This window comes from Enterococcus sp. AZ089 (genome assembly GCF_050547225.1).
Classification (GTDB): Bacteria; Bacillota; Bacilli; order Lactobacillales; family Enterococcaceae; genus Enterococcus_D; species Enterococcus_D entomosocium.
Genome location: NZ_CP172954.1, coordinates 1,827,759 through 1,854,258 on the forward strand (window position 1 = coordinate 1,827,759; position 26,500 = coordinate 1,854,258).

The window sequence follows — 26,500 nt, forward strand, 5'->3', positions numbered from 1 at the left end:
ATGAAACGTTGGCTTATTTTAGAAGATGGAACATACTTTGAAGGCGAAGGCTTTGGTGCCAGTATCAATGTTTTTGGTGAGATTGTTTTTACCACCAGCATGACGGGCTATCAAGAAGCCATTACGGATCAAAGCTTTAACGGACAAATCATTACGTTTACGTATCCGATGGTTGGAAATTACGGCGTCAACCGAGACGACTACGAATCAATTTCACCGACTTGTAAAGGGGTCGTTGTGAAAGAACACGCGCGTCTAGCGAGCAATTGGCGGAAACAGCTGACGTTAGATGAATTTTTAAAACGCAAAAATATTCCAGGGATCGCAGGAATCGATACACGCGCGCTGACAAGAAAGATCCGTCAACATGGGACCATGAAAGCGAGTATCGTTGATGCAGGAGATGTCTTTGACCATGCCTTTGATCAATTAAAAGCGGCGGTTTTACCAACCAATCAAGTGGCACAAGTTTCTACCTCAAAACCTTATCCAAGTCCTGGAACGGGTCGCAATATCGTGGTCATCGACTTCGGCTTGAAGCACAGTATTTTACGGGAGTTGTCACGCCGCAACTGCAATTTAACGATTTTGCCATACAATACGACAGCGCAAGAAATTTTAGACCTCGCACCAGATGGTGTAATGCTGACAAATGGACCGGGTGATCCTAAAAGCTTGCCAGAAGCAATTAAAATGATACAAGGGATTCAAGGCAAGGTACCGATCTTCGGGATTTGTTTAGGCCATCAGCTCTTCTCATTAGCGAATGGGGCAGATACCTATAAAATGAAGTTCGGTCACCGCGGATTGAACCATCCGGTAAGAGAGATCGCCACTGGTCGGATCGATTTTACCTCACAAAACCATGGCTTTGCTGTGGATGAAGCATCCATCGATCCTGAAAAACTAATGGTGACACACGTCGAAGTGAACGATGGCACGATCGAAGGGGTTCGTCATCGCCGATACCCAGCATTCAGTGTCCAATACCACCCAGATGCGGCACCGGGCCCGCATGATGCGGTCCACTTATTTGACGAATTTTTAGAGATGATCGATGCATGGAAGGAGCAGAACTAATATGCCAAAACGTACAGATATCAAGAAAATCATGGTAATCGGTTCTGGACCGATTATTATAGGACAAGCGGCAGAATTTGATTATGCCGGTACACAAGCTTGTTTAGCTTTACGAGAAGAAGGCTACGAAGTGGTGTTAGTCAATTCGAATCCCGCAACGATCATGACGGACAAAGAAATTGCTGACAAAGTCTACATTGAACCAATCACATTTGAGTTTGTCTCACGGATTTTACGTAAAGAACAGCCTGATGCAATTTTACCGACATTAGGCGGACAAACGGGCTTGAATATGGCGATGGAATTAGCCAACTCAGGTATTTTGGATGAATTAGGAATTGAGTTGCTAGGAACCAAATTAGCGGCAATCGATCAGGCAGAAGATCGAGATTTATTCAAACAATTAATGGAAGAATTGGATCAACCGATCCCAGAATCCGAAATCGTATCAACGGTGGAAGCAGCAGTTGAATTTGCGAAAAAAATCGGCTTTCCAATCATTGTTCGTCCAGCATTTACGCTAGGAGGAACGGGCGGTGGCATGTGTAACAATGAAGAAGAGCTGCGCCAAATCGCTGAAAACGGCTTGAAGCTCTCGCCCGTGACCCAATGCTTGATTGAACGTAGTATTGCAGGGTTTAAAGAGATCGAATATGAAGTGATGCGGGATTCTGCAGACAACGCGATCGTTGTTTGTAATATGGAAAACTTCGATCCAGTCGGCATCCACACCGGCGATTCCATCGTCTTTGCCCCTAGTCAAACACTGTCAGACCATGAATACCAAATGTTGCGAGATGCGTCATTAAAAATTATTCGCGCATTAAAAATAGAAGGTGGTTGTAATGTTCAGTTGGCACTTGATCCACATAGCTTTAATTACTATGTGATTGAAGTAAATCCGAGGGTTTCTCGTTCCTCTGCACTAGCAAGTAAAGCAACAGGTTATCCAATTGCCAAACTGGCAGCGAAAATTGCCGTCGGTTTAACATTGGATGAAATGAAAAATCCAGTCACAGAAACCACCTATGCAGAATTTGAACCCGCCCTTGACTATGTTGTGGCAAAAATTCCTCGCTGGCCGTTTGACAAGTTTGAAACGGGGGAACGTCGATTAGGAACACAAATGAAAGCAACTGGAGAAGTGATGGCCATTGGTCGTAATATTGAAGAGTCATTACTGAAAGCTGTTCGTTCATTGGAAATCGGCACACATCATATCGAAATGAAAGAACTAGAAGCTCTTTCTGACAATGATCTGATGGAGAAGGTCATCAAGGCGCAAGATGATCGCCTGTTCTACGTCATGGAAGCCATCCGAAGAGGGTATACTATCGAAGATTTGAATGAAATGACGAAAATCGATTTATTCTTCTTAGATAAAATGCTTCACATCTTTGAGATCGAACAAGCATTAGCAAACGATCCACAATCCCTTGATGTTTTGAAAAAAGCCAAGCAAAACGGCTTTACGGATAAAAAGATCGCTGAGCTGTGGGAAACCACGGAAGCTGAGATCCGCACGCTGCGCCATGAGCAAAAGATTTTGCCAGTCTACAAAATGGTGGATACATGTGCCGCAGAATTTGAATCAGCAACACCTTATTTCTACAGCACCTATGAGTTTGAGAATGAAAGCAAGCGCAGTGAAAAAGAATCTGTTCTTGTCCTAGGTTCTGGACCGATCCGAATCGGACAAGGGGTGGAGTTCGACTATGCAACAGTGCACTCGGTGAAAGCGATCCAAGCTGCTGGCTATGAAGCGATCATCATGAACAGTAATCCTGAAACGGTTTCGACTGATTTTTCTATCTCCGACAAGCTGTATTTTGAACCGTTGACCTTAGAAGATGTCTTGCATGTGATCGATTTGGAACAGCCAATTGGGGTCATCGTCCAATTTGGCGGGCAAACGGCGATCAATTTAGCCGAACCTTTGGTGAAAGCCGGAGTCAAAATCCTAGGCACCAGCATTGAAGATCTTGATCGTGCCGAAAACCGCGATCTCTTTGAGCAAGCATTACAAGCATTAGATATTCCGCAACCACCAGGCGACACGGCGACGAACGAACAAGAAGCGATCGCCATCGCACAAAAAATCGGCTATCCTGTTTTAGTCCGCCCAAGTTATGTCTTAGGGGGACGTGCGATGGAAATCGTGGAAAACCAAGCCGATTTAGAAGATTATATGCGTCATGCAGTGAAAGCATCACCAGAACATCCTGTCTTGGTCGATCGTTACTTGGTTGGTAAAGAATGTGAAGTCGATGCTATCTGTGACGGCAAAACTGTTTTGATTCCTGGAATCATGGAACATATCGAGCGTGCAGGGGTCCATTCAGGAGATTCAATGGCGGTCTATCCACCGCAAAATCTTTCGGATGAACTAATTGCTACGATCGAAGAATATACCAAACGCTTGGCATTAGGTTTAAATTGTATCGGTATGATGAATATCCAATTTGTCATCCATGAGAACAAAGTGTATGTCATTGAAGTAAATCCTCGTGCTAGCCGAACCGTGCCATTTTTAAGCAAGGTAACAGAGATCCCAATGGCACAAATTGCCACGAAGGCGATTCTCGGGGAAGAGATCACAGCGTTAGGTTATCAAGACGGACTTGCTCCAACACCAAATGAAGTACACATCAAAGCACCTGTCTTCTCCTTTACAAAACTTTTAAAAGTCGATACTTACTTAGGCCCTGAAATGAAATCAACGGGTGAAGTAATGGGATCAGATAAAGATTTGGCAAAAGCACTTTATAAAGCTTTTGAGGCATCAGGCCTGCATATTCCTGAATTTGGAAAAGCACTTTTCACCGTTGCAGACGAAAGCAAAGAAGAGGCAGCAGCACTGGCGGCGCGTTTCGTAGAGGTCGGCTTCACCTTAATGGCTACCAATGGAACCGCTGATTACTTTGAAGAAAAAGGCCTGCAAGTGACACGAGTTGCTAAAATCTCTGATCAACAAGCAGAAGAAACGGTTGTTGATTTGATCCGTAAAGGAACGACCCAAGTAGTAGTCAATACCATGGACAAAGATCGCCAAAATGCAACGGAAGACGGATTTATCATTCGCCGAGAAGCAGTGGAGCATGGTGTACCGACCTTTACTTCTCTTGATACAGCGGATGCAATTCTAAAAGTGATGGAATCCCGCAGTTTTTCAACAAAAGCAATTTAACGCAGATAAAGGAGTTTTTTGATGAAGCAAGAAATCATGACCATCAGCAAACAGCGTCAACTGGCACCACGGATTTTTGAAATGACATTGACTGGTGAATTAGTCAATGAGATGAGGACCCCAGGGCAGTTTCTGCACCTGCGGGTTCCTCAAAATGCCTTTCTTCTTCGCCGACCGATCAGTATCAATCATATCGATGCTGAGAAAAAAGAATGCCGAATCATTTACCGGGTCGAAGGAGATGGCACACGAATTTTTTCAGAAATGACCGTTGGGGATCCAATCGATGTGATGGGGCCTTTAGGAAATGGGTTTCGCTATCATCATTTAAACCAAGGGGACACTGCATTTATCGTAGGTGGCGGTATCGGTGTACCGCCGCTCTACGAACTATCGAAACGTCTGACGCAACAAGGGATCCACGTCATTCACTTTTTGGGCTTTGCCAGCAAAGACGTCATGTATTATGAAGAGGAATTTCGCGCACTGGGAGATACGAGGATCGCTACCGATGATGGCAGCGCTGGTTTACAAGGAAATGTTGGCAACCTGTTATTAGCTGCAGAGCAAACACCTGCGGCAGTCTTTGCCTGCGGAAATAACGGTCTTTTAAAAACCACCGCCCAGCTTTTCGAAGACCTTTCAGATGTTCAATTATCCATGGAAGCGCGAATGGCTTGCGGGATGGGTGCCTGTTATGCCTGTGTTTGCCATACGAAAGATGACGAACAAGGTACCAAAAGTGTCAAAGTTTGTGACGAAGGGCCTGTATTTCAGGCGAGAAAGGTGGTCATTTAATGTCGATCAACGTCGAGCTACCCGGATTGAGTCTAAAAAATCCGATCATGCCAGCCAGCGGCTGTTTTGGGTTTGGTGCAGAATATGATAAATATTATGACATCAGTCAATTAGGTGCGGTGATGATCAAAGCGACCACACCTGAACCACGTTTCGGCAATCCAACCCCAAGGGTAGCGGAAACGCCTAGTGGTATGTTAAATGCCATCGGGTTGCAAAATCCTGGGTTAGAAACGGTCATGAATCAAATATTGCCGGACTTAGCTCAAAAACATCCAGAGTTACCGATCATTGCAAACGTTGCTGGTTCGACCGTCGAAGATTACGTTCTTGTGTGTCAGGAAATCAGTCAGGCAGAAAATGTCAAAGCGATCGAATTGAATATCTCTTGCCCTAACGTCAAACATGGCGGTATCACTTTCGGAACCGATCCTGCGGTTGCTGGTGCATTGACTGAAGCGGTCAAAAAAGTCTCGCAAGTGCCGATCTATGTCAAACTTTCGCCGAATGTGACGGATATTGTCCCAATTGCGAAAGCGATCGAAGTAGGCGGCGCCGACGGGTTTACGATGATCAATACGCTTTTGGGCATGCGGATCGATTTAAAAACACGAAAACCGATTTTAGCCAACCAAACCGGGGGCTTGTCTGGTCCATCAATCAAACCAGTGGCGATCCGCCTGATCAAACAAGTGGCGCAAGTTTCTCAATTACCAATTATTGGCATGGGGGGCGTGATGTCGGTGGATGATGTACTTGAAATGTATCTGGCAGGTGTAAGTGCAGTTGCAGTAGGAACCGCAAACTTTACCGATCCTTACATTTGCCCAAAATTGATTGAAGAATTGCCTATCCGAATGGCAGAATTAGGGATCACTTCTTTGGAACAGTTGATAAAAGAAGTGAGAGAGGAGCACGTGTGATGAGTGAACGACCAATTATTGCCTTAGATTTCCCCAACAAACAGGCTATTGAAACATTTTTAGCGCAATTTCCTGTGGAAGAAAAATTATTTGTAAAAGTTGGAATGGAGATTTTCTACCAAGAAGGACCAGCGATCGTCACTTGGTTGAAATCCTTTGGCCATGATATTTTTTTAGATTTAAAATTACATGATATCCCTAATACTGTTGGACGAGCAATGGAGCGCTTAGCTTCTTTAGGTGTTGCTTTGACGAATGTTCATGCAGCCGGCGGGATTGAAATGATGACTGCTGCTAAAAAAGGTCTGCAACAAGGAACCCCCGCAGGACACAAAGTCCCTGATTTGATTGCAGTTACCCAATTGACCTCCACTAGTGAGGCACAAATGCATCATGATCAGCAGATCATGACGTCACTGCAAGAAAGTGTTATCCATTACGCCACTTGTGCCCAAAAAGCTGGATTAGACGGTGTTGTTTGCTCCGCACACGAAGCAAAACAGATCAAGCAAAGAACAACCGATGCCTTCATACGCTTGACGCCTGGTATCCGACCAGCTGGCAGTGAAGTTGGCGATCAAAAACGGATCATGACACCTGCACAAGCTCGCAATGCGGGGGCTACCATGATCGTTGTGGGACGTCCAATCACCCAGTCTAAGACACCGTATGAAAGTTATCTGCAAATAAAACAAGAATGGAAGGAAGCTAGCCAATGAAAGAACAATCCAATCAAATTGCCAAAGATCTTTTAGACATCGAGGCGATTTTTTTACGACCGAATGAACCATTTACTTGGGCAAGCGGCATCAAAAGCCCTATTTACTGCGACAATCGAATCACTATGAGTTATCCTCATGTACGTCGCGCCATTGCGAAAGGCTTAGCTGCAGTCATCAAAACGACTTATCCCGAAGCAGAAGTGATTGCAGGGACCGCAACAGCCGGGATTCCCCATGCTGCTTGGGTCGCTGAATTGTTAGATTTGCCAATGGTTTATATTCGCAGCAAAGCAAAAGAACATGGCAAAGGCAATCAAATTGAAGGTCGTATTCAGCCAAATCAAAAAATGGTCGTCATTGAAGATTTATTGTCAACAGGTGGCAGTGTCTTAGAAGCTTGTGAAGCAGCCAAAAGAGAAGGAGCCGACGTATTAGGCGTCGCTGCGATCTTTACTTACGAGCTGCCTCAAGTCCAAGAGAATTTTGACCAAGCAGGTCTATCCTATGTGACTTTGACAAACTATACAGCGTTGATCGAGTCGGCTTTAGAAACGGGTGCTATTCAAGAGTCTGATGTTGCCCTGTTACAAGAGTGGCGAAAAGATCCTGCTGCTTGGTTGAGTGAATAAGGAATTGAAATAAGAAACGGATATGTGAGGGAATGACCAAGCATATTCGTTTTATTTTTACCTATTTTCTGATAGCATTGGGAGAAAGTTTTTTTGATAGGAAGGGCTATTCCTTGCTGTCAACTTGAATTAGGAGGCTGTTTTTTTGAAAAGAAATATGGATGTTCCCTGGAGTTATTCCGGAGACAATGGACCTGAACATTGGCACACTTTGTGCGATTGGTATGCACAAGGCGCCGAATTTCCTTACCAATCCCCAATTGCTTTAGTTCACGATGAAACCGAAGAACCTATCGATCAGGACTTGGCTTTTCACTATAAACGAGAGCGGTTCACGGAAAAAGAATTCAAAAATACGATTCACTTCGTTCCATATAACAAAGAAAGTTATGTCACATTTAAAGGGATCAACTACTATTTGACGGATATTCATTTCCACATGCCGTCTGAACATATTATCGATGATGAACAGCAAGAATTAGAGTTTCATCTCGTCCATATGAATGAGGACGGAGAAAACTTGGTTGTGGGCATCTTATTCAAATTGACGGATAAGCTCAACTGGATCTGCAATCAGCAAGACGACAGCATCTGGGACTTTGAAAACCATACGCAATGGTTTGATCCGACTATGTTCTTACCAGAACGCACCCACCATTTCCATTATGTGGGTTCGTTGACGACACCGCCAACCAAAGGGCCAATCAATTGGTTCGTCTTTGACTGGATCGGGGAGATGAGCCGCCGCTTCATTTTGGAATTCCGGGAAGAAGTGTTAGAAAACAATAATCGCCCATTACAAGACCGCAAAGATCGGCCTATTTATTTCTATTAATTTATAAAAATAGATCCTTTTACGTAGTGTTTATCACTGACTTCATTTGATGGGCAGTATAGAAACCACTTCGTAAGGGTAATCTATAAAAATGATGTTAGAATTTTTAGAATCTCATTGACTAGAAAAAGACGAAAACTCTTCGTCTTTTTTTATTTTTATATTCTAGGACCATGAAGGCTATGCTAAAATATTAAATAAGCTGATTCTCGGCGGTTAATGCATTGTGAAAATAAATACAAATATAGTTTTTTTTGGAAAAAGAGCAGACACGGTAAAGCTTTTTTGGCTGAGTATTTTATAGTGAAAGAAAGGAAATCCATATGCATGCATGGGAAGCAATCCAAAAATCCATCGATTTTATCGAAGACAATCTTGCTGAGTCGCTAGAGATCGAAACGTTAGCACAAGTCGCATCACTTTCTGTATTTTATTATCAACGCTTATTTACTCGCTTAGTTAAAATTTCTGTTAGGGAATATATAAAACTGCGTCGTCTGGCCAGAGCCGCTGTTTTATTAAAAGACAGAAAAAGTCGAGTCATTGAGGTCGCTTTTGAGGTTGGTTTTAGCAGCCATGCAGTATTTTCAAGAACCTTTAAGACCGTTTATGGACTTTCACCTTCTCTTTACCAAAAAGCGCCGATCGGCTTGCAAAATTTTGATAAGCCGGATCTATCTTTAGGGTATATTGTCACAGAAGAAGGCAATCCATTGATCAGCGAAGGAGTCGTTTTGGAGATTCAGAAGAAGCGAAATCAGCAACCGCTGGTTTTTTGTGGCGTTGTTGGTTACTATCCATTTAAGTATGGAAAAATGCTGGGCCAACGAACAGGGATTGATCCGATTGATGATATTTGGCATGATTTTTATCAAAAGACTGCCAATCAGCCTCGCACCGATCATTGCCTGATCGGTGTTTCATTTCCGGGAGATGCGCCTGAAGGCTATTCAAGTTATTTTGTTGGTCAAATATCTGATGGTTCGCAATTTCTCAACTGCACTGAATGGACTTTACCAGAACGTGAGTATATTGTTTGCAGTTTTGATACGGTCTCAGAGCAACTGATCATCAATATGGGAAAGGCGATGCGTTATACCCGTTTTTGGCTCAAGAAAAATGGCTGGATTGCTGAGAATTTTTTTCCTGAGCTTTATCGAAAAGGGGAAAATCATGTGGTTCATGTCGAATTATGGATTCCTTTTAAAAAAAGAATTAAGATGCAAGGAGGAACAGAATAATGACCCACCAGTATGAAGAAGGAATAAAGCTGCTTGAAGAAAAATTCGGACATTTTAAAGACAATGTGATTGCCCTTGCGACGACAGCTTGTGACAAAACTGTAGAGGGACACATACAACCAGTCGTTCGAGAAGTTGATGCTTTTTATGAAGAGGGCGTTTTTTACGTGTCGACACACGAGCAATCCAATAAAATCAAGCAAATCAAAAAGAACCCAGCAGTTTCCATTGCTGTTAGCGGTGAATGGTTTACTGCGGTCGGTCAAGGGGAGAATTTAGGTTGGGTGCTAGACCCTAAAAATGCAGAATTAAGATGCAAAATTCGCAAAGCCTTTGTCTGGTACGACGAAGTCAACAATGAGAATGATAAAGGCTGTTGCTTTCTAGCAATCCATTTGACCAAAGGAACGTTGAATATCAATCACTGGGAAAAGCTGTATCATTTTGATTTCGAGAAGAAAGTCACTATGGAGGATGGTGGAATTTATTAGCTAGCAGAAGCTACTTTCTCACGGTGATTTTCGAATGCCATTCTATCGGATCTAGCAGATACGTCGATGGCTAAATTCTGAGAAGGCTTGCCTTTTGTGTTTCAAGCTAAGCAAAATTGTCGCTGAAAGAGCAGTAGATAGAAGGAAAAAGCATAAAAACCGATCACAAGCGCGTGTAGTTTCGCAGCGCTTTTGTGGTCGGTTCTTTTATTGATTACACTATGATTTTTTGATCCGAATAGACTGAGGAGCAGCTAGGACTGTTTTAATCTCAAAATTCCCTCATCAGGTGTCACAAAAAGCGTTTTTTGATTCTCATAAATGACGAATCCAGGTTTGGCACCATTCGGTTTCCGAATATGTTTGACTTGCACATAGTCCACCGGTACTTGGGCAGATTGACGATATTTTGAGAAATATGCGGCAAGCTCTGCAGCTTCCATTAAGGTTGTCTCACTAGGATCATCCGAACGAATGATGACATGAGAGCCAGGAATATTTTTGGTATGCAGCCAGATATCACTCTTACGAGCTGTTTTTAAGGTCAGTTGGTCATTTTGTAAATTGTTTTTTCCAACGAAAATTTCTGTTCCGTCTGAAGAAAGAAATCGTTCTGGTTGCGAAGGAGCGGCTTTTTTACGCTGTTTCGTCCGATTTTTGACATAGCCTTGTGCAATCAGTTCTTCCCGAATAACCGCCAGATCCATTGGAGAGGCGATTTCTAATTGGGCTAACACGGATTCGAGATACGCGATTTCTTCTTTCGTTTCGGCAATCTGCTGATGGACCAATTTGACTGCATTTTTTAATTTCTGATAACGTTGAAAATATTTCTGAGCATTTTGATTGGGAGAAAGAGCGGGATCTAATTTGATCGTCAAAAGCCGATTCTCATCATAGTAATTTTCCAAATCAACTGAAGCAGCACCACGGGGGACTTGATTCATAAAGGTCGTCAAAAGCTCACCTTTTTGACGAAATTCTTCGGCGTTTTCTGAATCGATTAACGTTTGTTGGCGTTTCTTTAACTTCAATTGGTTCCGTTTCAGTTCATTCTCAATCTTCTTTAGTAATTCGCCACCTTGTTGTTTGACCCGATCTCTTTCCGCCTTGTCGTGATAAAACGCATCTAAAAGCTCGCTCAGACTCTGATAAGAGGTGACAGTGGTGGTCGCATCGATCAATGATGGATAGGGAATTGGTGTAAAATATTCCTTTTTCTCTGACTGGAGATAACTTGGTGCTAGCTCCTGGGTAAGCTCTGTAAAGAAAGCTTCCCACTGACGCAGTTTTTCATTGGGATTGGCATTGATTCGAGCGATTAATTCTTCTGCTGTATCGCGGCCTAAGCCTTGGAATCGTTGTTGAAGTTCTTTTGCCGTCAAGGGATCGATGGTCGATAATTCTTCAAAAATTTTGGTGCGAGAGGCTGTAAAAGGATTAAGTGTTGTTTGCTTTGGTGGTGCAATATAAGTAGCACCCGGTAATAAAGTACGATACGTATTTTGTGAATGACCAATGTGTTTGATTGTATCGACAATTTTTCCGCTCGTCTTATTCATTAATAAAATCGTGCTGTGACGGCCCATCAATTCGACAATCAAGACGAGGGATTGTAAATCACCTAGTTCATCTCGTCGAGTAAAATGAAAATGGATCACACGGTCATTGTCGATTTGTTCGATTGATTCTAAGATCGCCCCTTCTAAATATTTCCGCAGCATCATCAAGAAATTCGGTGGGGTTTCTGGATTGCTATAGGCGATCGTTGTGCATTGCACACGAGCATAGGTGGGATGTGCGGATAGCAAAAGTTTATGATTTTTCCCTTGGGCACGGATCACAAATACGACCTCATTTTCATAAGGTTGATGAATTTTGTTCACACGTCCACTGGTTAATTGATTTTTTAATTCTTTGACCATTAAATGGGTAAAAACACCATCAAAAGACATATTGTTTCCCTCTTTTCTTATAAGGATAGTTTGACTGAGGGATTGATCCTTCCAATGTCAAATATTCCTATCTATTATACCGAAGAATCCAAAGAAAAGCCATGGCAGCTAGCTTTCCTTTTTCTTGTTAGGTTGGTGATCGGTGGTTTGCAGTGCACGCTCAATTTCTTTGTTCAAGAAATAAGAGATGACTGTTCGAATAATAACGACTGCAGCTAGACGTACGATGTCTTCGAAAGTAGGGTGGATGATCGTCTCAATAATATCTGCTGCAATCAAGATCTCAAGACCTAATAAGACATAACTCCCTAAATAATTGCGGATAAAATTATTCTCTCTGGCTGCCACCAAACGGTCCTTTTCTGTTAATTCGTAGCGCACGAAATCAATGCCTGCGATCAATACACCCCAAACGATGACGAAAATGGAGAGAAAGTTTAAACAGACAACAATGAAATCGAAGATTGGGTTGGCTCCAGTCATCAAAGAACTAGCTAGATTATGCATAATGACTCCTTTACCGTTTTCTTTTATCATACCGAATTATCGAAGAAATGTGAAGTTTCTTGACGTTCTAGAAGGGAATTGATAGTATGAATTAATAGTAGGATTTTTAAAAAAGGTGGGCAAATTATGGAACAAGTTAGGAACTTTGTTCATTACACGAAAGAAAAAACAGTGGAAAGCTGGCAGGCTTTGTTAGATGATCTATACCGAGATCAGAAAAAAACGATTTTCACGCTGATCGGAGGCATTCTTTTCGCGCTGGTTTTTGCAGGCTTGATCGTTTTTTCTCAAAATCGCATCAACGCCTCTTTAGTGGATCGAATCGCTTTCGACAAGTTACCTTCGGAAAAAGTACAGCCATTACCATATTTGACAGCTGATAAGACGATTCGCGAAACAAGAGCGATTTCTGTGATGTACAGTAAACCAAATGGCCCACAGCTGGATCAAGTGTTTGATCTGATCCAAGCACAGGAAGACGAAATGAATCGAACATTTTTTTATTATCCGATCGTCTATGACGTGGCATTTTTCTCCAATGAATATGACATTGATCCTGATAAAGTGACCTTTGTCTTCTATGAAGAAGGAGTCGAGAAAAATCGCTTTACTTTTGATTCATTTGAGCAGCCAACGACGGAATTCATCCCAGAATTGAATCGTTTACCCATGTGGACGATTCGTTCTTCTGCCAATGATTGATAAAAAAATCTGACAATTTGACAGAAAATTGTTGACGTTTTTTTATCAATAGGCTAAACTGAATTCAATCAAGAAAGAAAACAAGTTGAGAAGGAGGAACAATCATGAAACTATTTATTCCATTGCAAGTGAAATCATGGCAAAACTGGCGTAGATAGTTGTATTGATGGGACCTCATTCCATAGATACAACTTTTTAGAGAACCTTCTAAAGTGCTGTATCTATGCTGGTAGTTGAATTTATCGCCGCATAGGACAACCTTCTATGCGGCTTTTGCTTACTTGCAATTGCCGTCACATAGGCAGTTGCTTTTTTTGTTCTCAAAAACCGTAAAAACGAAAACACGAAAAACGTAAGCAGAAAAAGGAGAATGAAAAATGAAAAACAAGGGATTAATTGCATCGGTTGCCGTTATTTTATTATTTTTAGGAGCGACCTTTGTCTATCAGTTAGGAATGAGAAGTGGGACCAATCAAGCCAGTGAGACTTCGGAACCAGTAGAAAAAGCTGAAAAAACAGTTGGGATCCTGCAGTTTGTCAGTCATGAAGCGTTAGATGCGATCACCGAGGGGATCAAAGAAGGCCTTAAAGAATCAGGCTATACCGAAGGGGACAACTTGACGATCGAATTCCAGAACGGTCAAGCGGATCAAAGCAAATTGGCAACGATGAGCCAGCAGCTGCTAAATAAAGATGCCGACGTTTTGGTTGGGGTAGCAACACCCGCGGCACAAGCGTTGGCGAATGTCACTCAGGATGTACCGATCGTTTTAGGAGCGGTCACTGATCCAGTTGGGGCAAATCTCGTGGCAGATATGGATCAACCCGGCGGCAATATCACTGGTGTTTCCGATAAAGCACCAGTTGCTGCACAAATCAAACTAGCAAAAGATTTGCTGCCAGAGGCAAAAACAGTCGGCATTTTGTATTCTTCGACTGAAGACAATTCGAAATACCAAGTGGCAGAAGCAGAAGCTGCTGCCGAAGAAAATGGCTTGACCAGCAAATCGTATGCCGTTCCTTCAAGTAACGAAATTGCTCAAATGGTGCAAGTGATGGCACGAGAAGTCGACTTTATCTATATTCCGTTAGATAACACGATCGCAAACGCAATGCAGACGGTAGTACAAGAAGCCAATAAATCAAAAACGCCCATCATCACGTCTGTTGATACGATGGTGGAACAAGGCGGCTTAGCAACGGTTGGGCAAGATCAATTTACGATTGGGGTCGAAACTGGGAAGATGGTGGCAGCAATTCTTGACGGGACGGCCGAACCTGCGACAACTCCGATCTATACATTCAGCGATGGCGAAACGATCATTAATGAAACACAAGCGCAGTTATTGGGAATCACTATCCCAGAAAACCTCAAAGACGAGGCAAAATTGATTACAACGACACCGGAAAGTGAAGCAAGTGATGAGTAACAATTAGGAACAGCAATCACCTGCGATCACCGAGAGAGTCTTGAAAGAGAAAACTTGTAAGAATATGGAGGAAGAATGATGATTGTTTCAGCAATAGGGCAAGGGCTACTTTGGGGAATCCTGGGATTAGGGATTTTTATGACCTATCGTATTTTGAATTTCCCGGATATGACGACGGAAGGGTCCTTTCCGTTAGGCGGTGCTGTCTGTGTGACAGCGATCACCCATGGGGTGTCGCCCGTCTTAGCGACTTTGTTAGGAGTATTGGCTGGGATGTGTGCGGGCTGTGTGACAGGACTTCTTTATACAAAAGGCAAAATTCCCGTGATTTTAGCAGGTATTTTGGTGATGTCTTCATTGAACTCGGTCATGCTGTTTGTGATGCGCTCACCAAACCTCTCTTTATTAAACCAACCGAAAATTCAAGATTTTTTTACTAGAATGAATTTACCGAATTATTATGATACGGTGATTATCGGATTGATCATGGTCTTGTTGATTGGGGGCGTCTTGGTTTACTTTTTCCATACCAACTTGGGTCAAGCTTATATTGCTACCGGGGATAATGAACACATGGCCAAGTCAATGGGGATCAATACGGATCGAATGAAAATCATTGGACTGATCGTCTCCAATGGCGTGATCGCACTCTCAGGCGCATTGATCGCTCAAAACGACGGCTACGCCGACATAAGCAAGGGAATCGGTGTGATCGTTATCGGACTGGCGTCAATCATCATTGGTGAGGTATTATATGGTGAATTGACCTTGCTGGAACGTCTGATCGCTATCGTAATCGGCAGCATTATCTACCAATTATTGATCCTATTTGTGATCAAAGCTGGATTTGATACGACTTACTTGAAGATCTTCTCTGCAATCGTCTTGACGATCTGCCTGTTGATCCCTCAATTTAAACAAGCCTTGCATCTACGCACTGGTTTTGAAACGGAGGATGAATAATGTTAGCCTTAAAAAAAGCCTTTAAAGTTGTCGGCAACGGACCGAATGAGAAAAAAGTACTCTTGAATAAAATCGATCTTTCTTTAAAACCAGGAGAATTTGTCACGGTCGTCGGAGGAAATGGCGCCGGCAAAAGTACGTTATTCAACTGCATCTCAGGCACCATGCCCTTGACGAGTGGGCAAGTGATGATCGATGATCAAAACGTGACCGCACTTTCGGAAGAAAAACGCGCCCGCTTTTTGGCACGTGTCTTCCAAGACCCGAAAATGGGGACGGCTCCCCGTATGACAGTGGCAGAAAATCTTCTATTAGCACAAAAAAGAGGGGAAAAACGGTCACTAGGTCTTCGACAACTCCAAGGGCAAAGAGAAACGTTCTATGCCCTTTGTAAAGAAATCGGCAATGGGTTGGAAAATCATTTGGATACGCCAACGGGCAGTTTATCTGGTGGTCAACGACAGGCACTAAGTTTATTGATGGCAACGATTCAAACACCAAAACTGTTGTTGCTAGATGAACATACGGCTGCGTTAGACCCAAAGACCTCCAAACAGCTGATGCAAATCACAGCAAAACGCGTGGAAGAACAAAACCTAACTTGTCTCATGATCACCCATCGGATGGAAGATGCATTAAAATACGGAGACCGCCTGATCCTGCTCAGAAAAGGGGAAATCGTCAAGGATCTTTCAGCAGATGAAAAAGCTCGCTTAAGTTTACCAGAACTGTTGCTGTTCTTTGAAGACGACTTATAAACCCTTGATAGAACAGTGTTTTCAAAAAAAATAATCAAATAAATGAAAAAAATAAGAAAAAATCATTGACATCTTTCAAAGTTAAACCTATACTTAGGTCAATCTTACATCAGTTTGGAGCGAAGGACTATGCAAAAATTATTGCTAACGAACCCCACACAACTGAATAAATATTACTTTAGCTATTTTAGATAGGTTTGTATTCATGAAGGCATGGGTACAAACGCTAAGTTTGTATCTATGATGGCTAGAGCATTTCGTAATGAATTCGCAGCCACGTAGATCGTAAAATCTATAGTGGCTATTTTTTATATTCACATATCTAGCTTTGCCGATATGTAATGTTTGAAGGTGTTCACTGTAGATTCTTAAATTTACGGTGGACATCTTTTTTTGTTGAAAGGAATGAACCAGATGAAACAAATGATAACCGGTCACACACGGTTGGCGGCGCTATTTGCCAAACCAGCCAAACACAGCATCTCTCCAGCGATGCACAATCTTTCTTTTGAAGAACAAGGGATCGACGCCGTGTATCTGGCCTTTGATGTTGAGCCGGATGATTTAGCCGCTAGTATCCAAAGCATCCGTCAGTTGGATCTCTTAGGTGTCAATCTATCAATGCCCCATAAAATGGCAGCAGTACCGTTGATGGATGAATGCTCACCAGCAGCCGAGCTGATCGGCGCAATCAATACAATCGTCAATCAAGAGGGGCGATTGATTGGTCACAATACAGATGGTATCGGCTTTATGCGCGCACTTGAAGACATTCAAGTGTCGATCATTGGAAAAACGATGACTGTGATCGGTGCAGGTGGAGCAGCGACAGCAATCATTAGTCAAGCTGCACTAGATGGTGTCAAAACGATCCGTGTCTTTAACCGCAAGGATGAGTTTTATCCAATCATCCAGGAAAAATTGACACAGATCGCAGAAAAGACCGCCTCTGAGATCACATTAACGGATTTAGAAGATCAGACGGCTCTAAAAACAGCCATCGATCAAAGCAGTCTTTTAGTTAATGCTACTGGCGTGGGGATGAAGCCGAATGATACGGTAAGTCCTCTAAAAGACAAAACACTCTTGCGGGAATCATTAGCTGTCTATGATGTCATCTATAATCCAAGAGAAACGCAGCTTTTGAAAGATGCGAAAGAAGTCGGTGCCAAAACTGCAAACGGCTTAAGCATGTTGCTGTATCAAGGTGCAGCTGCATTTAAACTTTGGACAGGCCAAGAAATGCCTGTTGAAAAAGTAAAAGCACTTATTGAATCCATGTAAAAAATAAAAAAATTAGAAAAAACGAAAGTAGGAAGATAAAATGATCGTAATTATGAAACCAGGCGCTACGCCAGAACAAGTTGAAGTTGTTGTAACTAGAATCAAAAAAGAAGGCTTAGATGTTCAAGTCAACCAAGGAAAAGAACAGGTCGTTATCGGGTTAAAAGGGGATACACGCCGCATCCAAGATGTTGCTTTTCGCAGCTACGAAGGTGTCGAAGATGCCATTCGGATCTCAAATACTTACAAATTGACCTCTCGTGAGTTCCATCCGCAAGATACGGTTGTGGATGTAGATGGTGTGAAAATCGGTGACGGCAACTTTGTTACGATGGCTGGTCCATGTTCGATTGAAGGATTAGACCAAATTCGTGAATGTGCCCGAATCGCCAAAGCTGGTGGTGCACAAATCTTACGTGGTGGTGCCTTCAAACCCCGCACGTCGCCTTACGCATTCCAAGGGCTTGAAGAAGAAGGGCTAAAATACATTCGCCAAGCAGCTGATGAAACTGGCATGAAAGTCATCACAGAAGTCATGGACGAAGGGCATATCGATATGGTGGCGGAATACAGTGATATTTTACAGATTGGTGCTCGGAACATGCAAAACTTCAAATTGCTAGCTGCCGTTGGAAAAACCGGGAAACCAATTGGCCTTAAACGAGGCATCTCAGGCACGATCGACGAATGGTTGAATGCTGCGGAATACATCGCCGTTCAAGATAAAAGTGAAGTGATTTTCATTGAACGTGGGATCCGAACTTACGAAACAGCAACCCGTAATACCTTTGATCTAAGTGCAGTACCAATCATCAAAAAATTGAGCCACTTCCCAATCATCGTTGATCCTAGTCATGGAACAGGTATTTGGGATCTTGTACCACCAATGGCAAGAGCGGGTGTTGCTGCTGGCGCCGATGGGATGATCGTTGAGATCCATCCAGATCCAGCCAATGCTTGGTCTGATGGCCCTCAATCACTTAATGAAAAAACGTACATGAACATGATGAAAGAAGTCCATATCATGGAAAAAGCGATGAAAGAAATCAAAGCGTTGCAAGACTAAGCGTGAAGACAACCAATAAAAGAGGTGCAAAAATCAATGTTACACATTCACTTAGAAGAACATTCCTATGATATCCTCATCAAACGAGGGTCGTTTCAAAAAGTTGGAACTTGGGTACAACAGTTGTGGGACAAACAGCGCATTGCCGTCATTACAGACAGCAATGTCGCACCCCTGTATGGCGGACAAATCGTTGATTCCATAACCGCTGCCGGGTTTGAAGCGACACTGTTAATCGTACCAGCCGGCGAAAAAAGCAAATCACTAGAGCAAGCAGCTAGTTTATATGATGGTCTTGCCCAATTCGGAATGACCAGAAGCGATGGAATCATTGCCCTTGGTGGCGGTGTGATCGGTGATCTCGGAGGATTTGTTGCTTCTACGTATATGCGCGGCATTGATTTCTTGCAGATTCCGACGACGTTATTGGCACAGGTCGATTCAAGTATCGGCGGGAAAACAGCTGTAAATACTGGCAGTGCCAAAAATCTCGTTGGCACGTTTGCCCAACCAGCCGGGGTGATGATCGATCCAGATTTACTTGAAAGTTTGCCGCTTAAACGCGTCCAAGAAGGCATTGCTGAAATCATCAAGTCAGCCGCTATTGCAGATCCTGAACTTTGGCAAACGTTAGCAGGTTTGAAAGATGAAGCCGATTTGTTGGCCCACGCTGAAAATGTGATCACAGCTTCTTTAAAGGTTAAACAAAAAGTAGTGGAAGAAGACCCTTTTGATCATGGTAGTCGTCTGACACTGAACTTCGGTCATACGATCGGTCATGGCTTAGAAAGAACGGCTTCTTTTGAGACAAGTCACGGAGAAGGCGTTGCGATGGGGATGATTATGATCACCCGACATGCAGAAGTCACCGGATTAACACCAAAAGGTACGACCCAGCAACTTACAGAAATGGTTGAGAAGTTTCACTTGCCGATTACACCAAGGGAAATAGATAAAGAGCAATTATACCAAGCAATCACTCATGATAAAAAAGCCCGCGGGCAACAATTGAAGATTATTCTATTAGAAGCGATCGGTCAGGCGAAAATCGTGACGATCCCGACTGAAAAAATCAAAGACTACCTAGTATAAGAAAGGAAGGTAACGGATCATGCGTTATATTACAGCAGGCGAATCACATGGACCAGAGTTGACCGCCATTATCGAAGGGTTACCGGCAGGATTGCCATTAACAGCAGAAGACATCAATTTTGAATTAGCGAGACGACAAACCGGCTATGGTCGTGGGGGACGGATGTTGATTGAAAAAGACCAAGTCCGTATCACTTCCGGTATCCGTCATGGAAAAACATTAGGCTCTCCTGTGACTTTAGTGGTCGAGAACAAAGATTGGAAAAATTGGACCAAGGTCATGGCAATCGAAGAGGTACCAGAAAAAGACCGCAAACTACGACGAGTGGCACGACCAAGACCTGGTCATGCTGACTTGGTCGGCGGCATGAAATACCACCATCAAGATCTACGAAACGTCCTGGAACGTTCATCTGCCCGGGAAACGACTATGCGGGTAGCCATCGGCGCAATCGCGAAGAAAATTTTGAAGGAGCTTGGCATCGATGTGGCAGGTCATGTAACGATGTTAGGCGGCATCAAAGCAGAAATTCCAGAAGGCTTGACTGTCAAAGAAATCGCACAACGCTCTGAAGCCTCGGAAGTAAGAGTCTTAGATCCATCTGTCGAGGAAGAAATTAAACAGTTGATCGATCAAACGAAGAAAAATGGTGATACGATCGGCGGCGTAGTGGAAGTGCTTGTTGGCGGCGTTCCTGCTGGTCTTGGCAGTTACGTGCAATGGGACAAAAAACTTGATGCGAAGATTGCCCAAGCCGTGGTCAGTATCAACGCCTTTAAAGGTGCTGAGTTCGGTGTTGGCTTTGAGGCAGGTGTTTTACCGGGTTCTAAAGTCATGGATGAGATTTTATGGGACGAACAACGGGGCTACACCCGTCGCAGCAACAACCTAGGTGGTTTTGAAGGCGGCATGACGAACGGGGAACCAATTGTGGTTCGCGGGGTTATGAAGCCGATCCCGACCTTGTACAAGCCGTTGCAAAGTGTTGATATCGACAGCAAAGAACCGTATAAAGCAAGCGTCGAACGCTCAGATAGCACCGCTGTACCAGCAGCTAGTGTTGTTTGTGAGAGTGTGGTGGCAACAGTGGTGGCCAATGAACTATTAGAAAAGTTTCCAAGTGATTCTTTCGAAGAATTGACCGCATCTGTTCAGGCGTATCGAGAATACTTGTTAACCTACTGATTAAAGAAACAGCAAAAAATTCCAGTAGAAATGAGGATTCTTTTCATGAGCCAAAATATCTTCGTCGCCGGTCTAGGATTGATCGGCGCTTCCTTAGCAACATGTATCAAAAAGGCACATCCGCAAGTGCATTTGATGGGGTGGGATTGTCAGGAAACCAATGAGATCGCATTAGCAACAAATTTAGTAGACGAAGTGCCCCCTTCATTTTCTGAAGGTGCTGTCCGTGCCGACGTGATTTTGTTGGCATTGCCGGTAGAGATCACCAAAAACTATCTTGCCGAACTGGGGGCACTTTCATTAAAGCCTTCGGTGCTAGTAACAGACACCGGCAGTACCAAAGCGGAAATCACGCAATTTGCCGAGTCCTTTTCCTTTGATTTTATTGGGGGCCATCCGATGGCTGGCTCTCATAAATCAGGGATCACAGCAGCCGATGAGAACCTTTTCGAGAATGCTTACTATATCTTCACACCGACGAAAAGTCAGCGGGTGGAAGAACTACAAGAGCTTTTTCGCGGCACTAGAGCCAAATATGTGGCACTTGCTCCCCAAGAGCATGATCAAATCACAGGGATGTTGAGCCATCTGCCTCATATTATTGCTTCGGGATTAGTCAATCAGGCAGATGCCTTCAACCACGAACACCCTAGAGCACAGCAACTTGCAGCAGGCGGTTTTCGCGATATCACTCGCATTGCTTCTTCAGATCCTCGTATGTGGACCGATATCTTATTGAGTAATCGACAGGAGCTGCTGCAGCTGATCGATGAGTGGCAAAAACAAATGACGACCATGGCTCACTGGTTGCAGAAAAAAGACGAACGGGCGATCTTTCGGTTTTTTGAATCCGCGAAGGAAACACGGGATCAATTGCCGGTTCATCAAAATGGGGCGATCCCAGCATTCTATGATCTATTCATCGATGTACCGGATCATCCCGGCGTTGTCGCTGAAGTGACGGGGCTATTGAGCGAACATCAGCTCTCTTTGATCAACTTGAAAATTCTTGAAACTCGAGAAGATATTATTGGTGTTTTACAGATTTCATTCAAAACGCAAAATGATTTGCTGCAAGCAGAGCAGCTGATTCAAAAAAAGACGACCTATTCATGTCGAAAAAAATAGGAGGCCGTTATGAAACTAAAAAAAGCAACACATCTAAAAGGGACGATAGCAGTCCCTGCTGACAAATCAATCTCGCATCGTAGTATCATGTTCGGGGCGTTAGCCGAAGGGACAACGATTGTCCGTAATTTCTTGCGTGGAGAAGACTGCTATAGCACCCTTCATGCATTTCAATCATTAGGCGTTCCAATCCATGATGACGGTCAGACGATCACGATTGAAGGACAGGGCTTTAATGGCCTTAAGCCTGCCCAAGACCCAATTGATATCGGCAATTCTGGTACAACGATTCGCTTAATGATGGGGATTTTGGCTGGACAGCCATTTACAACCACCTTATTCGGCGATAACTCTTTGAATAAACGTCCGATGAACCGAGTGATGCTGCCATTAAGAGAAATGGGTGCCAATGTGAGAGGGCATGAGCAGACGGAGTTCCCACCGATCACCGTTAATGGTACTGCTTCTTTACAGCCCATCAATTATCAGATGCCCGTAGCAAGTGCCCAAGTAAAATCGGCGCTGATTTTTGCGGCATTGCAAGCACAAGGTACCTCGACGATTATTGAAAAAGAGACAAGTCGCAACCATACCGAAGAAATGATTCGTCAATTCGGTGGTGTCATTACAACACAAGGCAAAACGATCACTGTGACGGGACCTCAAACACTCCAAGGACAAGAAGTAATTGTTCCTGGTGATATTTCCTCCGCTGCTTTTTTCCTAACAGCCGGCGCGATTATGCCAGAAAGTGAGATCGTTTTAAAAAATGTCGGGATCAACCCCACTCGTACAGGAATTCTTGACGTACTAGAGGAGATGGGTGCTTCAATTGCTTGTTCTAATCAAGACGATCAGAATCAATCAGCTGACCTTACCGTTCGAAGTTCTACCTTGCAGGCAGTGACCATCGCTGGCGATATTATCCCACGTTTGATCGATGAATTGCCGATCATTGCGTTGTTAGCCACGCAGGCTCATGGCAAAACGGTGATCAAAGATGCGGAAGAACTAAAAGTAAAAGAAACCAACCGAATTGATGCAACTGCCGAAGAGTTGACAAAACTTGGAGCGGACATCACTCCCACCGAGGACGGGTTGATCATCAACGGTCCAACCCCTTTGCATGGCGGACGTGTGTCAAGTCGGGGGGACCATCGCATCGGCATGATGCTGCAAATTGCCGCCTTATTGACAGATGAAGAGGTAGAATTAGAAAAAGCCGAAGCCGTAGCAGTTTCTTATCCTGATTTTTTTGAGGATGTCGCACGTTTGGCTAAAGGAGGAAACAGCGAGTGAAAAAAGTGATATTAATTGGATTTATGGGTGCTGGAAAAACCACGATTGGTCGTCTTTTGGCTGAAGAAACGAAACAGTCTCATGTGGATTTTGATGACTTGATCGTTGCTGAGATCGGCATGACCATTCAAGAATTTTTCGACCAACACGGTGAGGAAGCCTTTCGCAAAATCGAAACGGATATTTTAGCTAAAACTTTGGCAAAGGAACAAATTATTTCCACTGGTGGGGGCATCGTATTAAAAGAAGAAAATCGTCAACTTTTAAAAGAGATGCCGCTCGTCGTGTATTTAAAAACAGATCCCGAGGAGCTGATTCATCGCTTAAAGGCGGATAATGGCAGCATTCGTCCCTTAGTCGTCTCAAAATCACCAGAAGAAATATTGGCTGTTTACCGTCCTCGGATCCCTCTTTATGAAGAAACTGCTTCATTGATCGTTGAAACGACGAACAAAGCACCAGAAGAAATCGTACAGGAAATTTTGATCAAAGCGGGTGCATAAAATGAAGATTGGTTATTTAGGACCGAAAAGTTCCTTTACGCATATAGCTGCGCAAGAAGCTTATCCGGAAAATACCTGTATCCCCTATGGATCGATTCCGCTTTGTATTCAAGCGCTAGCTAACGGCGTGATCGATCGCGCGGTCGTTCCGAACGAGAACTCATTAGAAGGGTCTGTTCATGCCACGATTGATACGCTCTTTCGTCAAAATCAGTTGAGCATCGAACAGGAAGTTATTTTACCGATCAATCATCAATTGTTAGTTTCTCAGCAAACAGCAAAAGACAACCGTCCCATCACTAAGATTATTTCTCATCCGCAAGCCTTAGCGCAATGTGCCGACTTCATCGAAGCCCGATTTGCTGGAGCTACTGTTGAGGCGGTTGCTTCCACAACGACTGCAGCAGCCTACGTAGCAAAACATCCAGAAGAAGCAGTTGCGGCGATTGCTTCCAAAGAAGCGGCATTGGCCTATCAATTAACGATCAAAGAAACCAATATTCAAGATGTTGCCTTTAATCAAACCCGTTTTTGGGTTTTGACGAAGAAAGCAGCAAACACCCAGTTACCAGAGCAGACTGCTGAGAAAGCAACGATTTTTGTGACGCTCCCAGCAAACCGACCGGGGATCTTGCACAAAATCTTAGCAACCTTTGGCTGGCGAGAAATTGATTTAAGCAAAATTGAATCGCGGCCTTCAAAAACCACCTTAGGGGAATACTTTTTCGTGATCGATCTGGTGATGGACAAGCCGTGGCAACTGATTGTAAATGCTTTTGAAGAGATTCAGTTGTTGGGTGGTCAAGTCCATCTTCTCGGCGTGTATTCCGTAAATGTTGTTGAGGAAGTGACAAAAAATGACTCAAGTCAAAATAAAATTTAGCCAAGATGAAACCCTTTTAGCAACGTTTCATAAAGAGATCCAAACACAGCACCATCAATGGTACCCAACGATTTTTAAGCCCTTTGATCAGTCAAGATTTGAACAAGCAATCACACAGCAGCTGCAAGAGCCAAGCCACCACTTTTTTATCGCTTGGTTGGCGGACCAGCCTTGTGGCTTTGTGCATCTTCAAGAGGTCTGTTTGCCACAAAATGCGATGATGCATGAACGAAAGTGGCTGGAAATTGCAGCGATCGCTGTTGACCCTCGGTACCAAGGGATGCATATTGGAAAACAATTGTTGGCATTTGCTGAAAACGTTGCGCTGGAAAAAGGCTTCGATGATCTCTCACTAAACTTTTGGTCGGCAAACCAAGTGAAATCATTTTATGAGCAAGCAGGATTTGTGAGCATACGACAAGGTGCATCAAAGCATCTAAGGTAAAATATGAAGAAATTTCCTAGAAAAAGGTTAAAATTTCAGAAAATAGCTTTCTTTCTATAAGGTCTAGGGTATCCTTATAGACAGAGAGCTATTTTTTAGTTGGAGGATCAGAAGCAATGAGCAGGATGGAAAAAAATAAAAAACTGCATGAGCGGCTAGAAAAGGAATCCAGTGAGGCAGCCAAAGAAAGTATCTTTGCCCGCAGAGAAGCCAAAAGAAGAAACCAGCGCGTCAGACCGAGCGATTCTACTCCGTCTGCTGATGAGCGGGTAGGAGACATTTCTTATCAAAACACCCAGCAGTCTAGGGCAAGCGACCCTCGTGTGGCCCAAAGTTTCCGAGAACAGTCACAAGTAGGAGCAAAAAAATCTGAGGGACGAAAAAGCGCAATCCCCCCGCTATCTGCTCAGGGGCCTGCGATGCATCAAAGCCAGGAACAAAGCAAACAAAAACCGCCAAAGCTTAAGAAGACCAAGCAACCCAAACAAAAGAAAAAGCGGAAGCACCCAGTTCTGCGTATTGTGGTTCGGGTACTATTGGTGCTTTTTGCCTATTCATTGATTGCGTTTCTTGTCGGTCAGCAAGTCGCAAGAAGTGACGCTGCTTTTGCTACGACTGATGAAGAGACCTTTAATGGTACGGCCGCTGCAAATGGTGCTCGGAATATATTGCTCATTGGTAGTGATAGTCGTGAAGGAGAAGCTGGACGAGCAGACACTATTATGGTTTTGCAATTAGATGGTCCCAGTAAGCAACCGAAGCTACTTTCCTTTATGCGGGATACTTTAGTTACGATTCCCGGTTATGGCGAAAACAAGATCAATGCGGCTTATGCCTTTGGTGGTGCTGATTTGGTTAGACAAACGTTAGCGGAGAACTTCGGGCTAGAAACCAACTATTATGCAAAAGTTGACTTTCGTTCCTTTGAAAAAGTGATCGACACATTGTTTCCCTCAGGCGTTGCTATCAACGCGGAAAAAGATATGAGTAAAAATCTTGAAGTTGCCATCAAGCAAGGGCAACAACAAATGAATGGGCTTGAGCTGTTGCAATACGCACGCTTTCGGATGGACGAAGAAGGTGACTTCGGTCGTGTAAGACGACAGCAGCAAGTAATGGATGCGATCTTTAGCGAAATGAAAAATCCTTTAGCTATTTTAAAATTGCCTTATGCAGCTGGAAAAGTCTTAGGCTATGCTTCCACCAACCTGCCAATGTCTTTCCTATTAAAAAATACCTTCTCGATTGCTCGAGGGGCGGGAGGAGTCGACAGCTTGACTGTCCCAGTCGCTGACTCTTGGCAATACGGTTCAAGTGCGAGTGCCGGAAGTGTGTTAGTCGTCAATCTTGAAACCAATCAACAAGCGATCAGGAATTTTCTTAATGAGTAAGC

25 protein-coding genes are annotated in these 26,500 nt (G+C 43.6%); 23 read left to right on the forward strand and 2 right to left on the reverse strand.

Going from position 1 to position 26,500, the window contains the following annotated elements; genetic code table 11:
• The 9 genes from IGJ01_RS08505 (at window position 1) to IGJ01_RS08545 (ending at window position 9,906) form a co-directional block, all read left to right on the forward strand.
• Entirely contained in the window at window positions 1–1,080 is a 1,080-nt protein-coding gene (locus IGJ01_RS08505; RefSeq protein ID WP_005235984.1) for a carbamoyl phosphate synthase small subunit, read from the forward strand.
• 1 nt (window position 1,081) lies between these two features.
• Window positions 1,082–4,267, forward strand: coding sequence for a carbamoyl-phosphate synthase large subunit (carB, locus tag IGJ01_RS08510; protein ID WP_086316118.1), 3,186 nt, complete (start codon window positions 1,082–1,084; stop codon window positions 4,265–4,267).
• A gap of 21 nt (window positions 4,268–4,288) precedes the next feature.
• On the forward strand, window positions 4,289–5,065 hold the full coding sequence (locus IGJ01_RS08515; RefSeq protein ID WP_008379873.1) for a dihydroorotate dehydrogenase electron transfer subunit: 777 nt from the start codon (window positions 4,289–4,291) through the stop codon (window positions 5,063–5,065).
• Window positions 5,065–5,988, forward strand: a complete 924-nt coding sequence (locus tag IGJ01_RS08520) for a dihydroorotate dehydrogenase (protein WP_086316119.1) — start codon at window positions 5,065–5,067, stop codon at window positions 5,986–5,988. The genes IGJ01_RS08515 and IGJ01_RS08520 overlap by 1 nt, the downstream gene beginning before the upstream one ends.
• On the forward strand, window positions 5,988–6,707 hold the full coding sequence (pyrF, locus tag IGJ01_RS08525; protein WP_005235979.1) for an orotidine-5'-phosphate decarboxylase: 720 nt from the start codon (window positions 5,988–5,990) through the stop codon (window positions 6,705–6,707). Before IGJ01_RS08520 ends, pyrF begins: the two co-directional genes overlap by 1 nt.
• Complete coding sequence (gene pyrE / locus IGJ01_RS08530) at window positions 6,704–7,339, forward strand: orotate phosphoribosyltransferase (RefSeq protein WP_005226111.1); 636 nt, start codon at window positions 6,704–6,706, stop codon at window positions 7,337–7,339. The genes pyrF and pyrE overlap by 4 nt, the downstream gene beginning before the upstream one ends.
• A gap of 157 nt (window positions 7,340–7,496) precedes the next feature.
• The gene (locus IGJ01_RS08535) at window positions 7,497–8,174 is read left to right on the forward strand and encodes a carbonic anhydrase family protein (RefSeq protein WP_016620153.1); all 678 of its coding nucleotides are present in this window, start codon (window positions 7,497–7,499) and stop codon (window positions 8,172–8,174) included.
• Window positions 8,175–8,497: 323 nt separating this feature from the next.
• On the forward strand, window positions 8,498–9,415 hold the full coding sequence (locus IGJ01_RS08540; RefSeq protein ID WP_005235975.1) for a helix-turn-helix domain-containing protein: 918 nt from the start codon (window positions 8,498–8,500) through the stop codon (window positions 9,413–9,415).
• Window positions 9,415–9,906 (forward strand): pyridoxamine 5'-phosphate oxidase family protein, encoded by a 492-nt coding sequence (locus IGJ01_RS08545; protein WP_005235973.1) that lies wholly within the window; start codon window positions 9,415–9,417, stop codon window positions 9,904–9,906. The genes IGJ01_RS08540 and IGJ01_RS08545 overlap by 1 nt, the downstream gene beginning before the upstream one ends.
• Window positions 9,907–10,160: 254 nt before the next feature.
• Here the strand turns inward: IGJ01_RS08545 and efbA are convergent, their stop codons facing one another.
• Together efbA and IGJ01_RS08555 are read right to left on the reverse strand one after the other, a co-directional pair.
• Complete coding sequence (gene efbA / locus IGJ01_RS08550) at window positions 10,161–11,861, reverse strand: fibronectin-binding protein EfbA (RefSeq protein ID WP_244733634.1); 1,701 nt, start codon at window positions 11,859–11,861, stop codon at window positions 10,161–10,163.
• Window positions 11,862–11,969: 108 nt separating this feature from the next.
• Window positions 11,970–12,368: a DUF1622 domain-containing protein gene (locus IGJ01_RS08555; protein WP_005235970.1), complete on the reverse strand. Its 399-nt coding sequence runs from the start codon at window positions 12,366–12,368 to the stop codon at window positions 11,970–11,972.
• Between the two features lie 126 nt (window positions 12,369–12,494).
• Between IGJ01_RS08555 and IGJ01_RS08560 the strand changes: the two genes are divergently transcribed.
• From IGJ01_RS08560 to IGJ01_RS08625, 14 genes are all read left to right on the forward strand, one after another.
• Entirely contained in the window at window positions 12,495–13,070 is a 576-nt protein-coding gene (locus IGJ01_RS08560; protein ID WP_005235969.1) for a hypothetical protein, read from the forward strand.
• A gap of 377 nt (window positions 13,071–13,447) precedes the next feature.
• On the forward strand, window positions 13,448–14,500 hold the full coding sequence (gene trpX, locus IGJ01_RS08565) for a tryptophan ABC transporter substrate-binding protein (protein WP_010748363.1): 1,053 nt from the start codon (window positions 13,448–13,450) through the stop codon (window positions 14,498–14,500).
• A 78-nt stretch (window positions 14,501–14,578) separates the two neighbouring features.
• A complete protein-coding gene (locus IGJ01_RS08570) occupies window positions 14,579–15,463 on the forward strand; it encodes an ABC transporter permease (RefSeq protein ID WP_008379889.1) in 885 nt (294 codons plus the stop codon).
• Window positions 15,463–16,221, forward strand: coding sequence for an ABC transporter ATP-binding protein (locus tag IGJ01_RS08575; RefSeq protein ID WP_008379891.1), 759 nt, complete (start codon window positions 15,463–15,465; stop codon window positions 16,219–16,221). The genes IGJ01_RS08570 and IGJ01_RS08575 overlap by 1 nt, the downstream gene beginning before the upstream one ends.
• 414 nt (window positions 16,222–16,635) lie before the next feature.
• Entirely contained in the window at window positions 16,636–17,505 is an 870-nt protein-coding gene (locus IGJ01_RS08580; RefSeq protein ID WP_176374274.1) for a shikimate dehydrogenase, read from the forward strand.
• A gap of 40 nt (window positions 17,506–17,545) precedes the next feature.
• Window positions 17,546–18,571, forward strand: a complete 1,026-nt coding sequence (gene aroF / locus IGJ01_RS08585) for a 3-deoxy-7-phosphoheptulonate synthase (protein WP_005226100.1) — start codon at window positions 17,546–17,548, stop codon at window positions 18,569–18,571.
• Window positions 18,572–18,607: 36 nt separating this feature from the next.
• Window positions 18,608–19,663: a 3-dehydroquinate synthase gene (gene aroB / locus IGJ01_RS08590; protein ID WP_430601621.1), complete on the forward strand. Its 1,056-nt coding sequence runs from the start codon at window positions 18,608–18,610 to the stop codon at window positions 19,661–19,663.
• 19 nt (window positions 19,664–19,682) lie between these two features.
• A complete protein-coding gene (gene aroC, locus IGJ01_RS08595) occupies window positions 19,683–20,849 on the forward strand; it encodes a chorismate synthase (protein WP_016620144.1) in 1,167 nt (388 codons plus the stop codon).
• Window positions 20,850–20,894: 45 nt separating this feature from the next.
• Window positions 20,895–21,977 (forward strand): prephenate dehydrogenase, encoded by a 1,083-nt coding sequence (locus IGJ01_RS08600; RefSeq protein WP_008379898.1) that lies wholly within the window; start codon window positions 20,895–20,897, stop codon window positions 21,975–21,977.
• A 9-nt stretch (window positions 21,978–21,986) separates the two neighbouring features.
• Entirely contained in the window at window positions 21,987–23,276 is a 1,290-nt protein-coding gene (gene aroA, locus IGJ01_RS08605; RefSeq protein ID WP_244731644.1) for a 3-phosphoshikimate 1-carboxyvinyltransferase, read from the forward strand.
• Window positions 23,273–23,779 carry a shikimate kinase gene (locus tag IGJ01_RS08610; RefSeq protein WP_008379901.1) on the forward strand — a complete coding sequence of 169 codons (507 nt, stop codon included), beginning with the start codon at window positions 23,273–23,275 and terminating at the stop codon, window positions 23,777–23,779. The genes aroA and IGJ01_RS08610 overlap by 4 nt, the downstream gene beginning before the upstream one ends.
• A gap of 1 nt (window position 23,780) precedes the next feature.
• Window positions 23,781–24,662 (forward strand): prephenate dehydratase, encoded by an 882-nt coding sequence (pheA, locus tag IGJ01_RS08615; protein ID WP_008379903.1) that lies wholly within the window; start codon window positions 23,781–23,783, stop codon window positions 24,660–24,662.
• Complete coding sequence (locus IGJ01_RS08620; protein WP_005235950.1) at window positions 24,637–25,107, forward strand: GNAT family N-acetyltransferase; 471 nt, start codon at window positions 24,637–24,639, stop codon at window positions 25,105–25,107. The genes pheA and IGJ01_RS08620 overlap by 26 nt, the downstream gene beginning before the upstream one ends.
• A 116-nt stretch (window positions 25,108–25,223) precedes the next feature.
• Window positions 25,224–26,498: an LCP family protein gene (locus IGJ01_RS08625; protein WP_008379906.1), complete on the forward strand. Its 1,275-nt coding sequence runs from the start codon at window positions 25,224–25,226 to the stop codon at window positions 26,496–26,498.
• The last annotated feature ends 2 nt before the right edge of the window (window positions 26,499–26,500 follow it).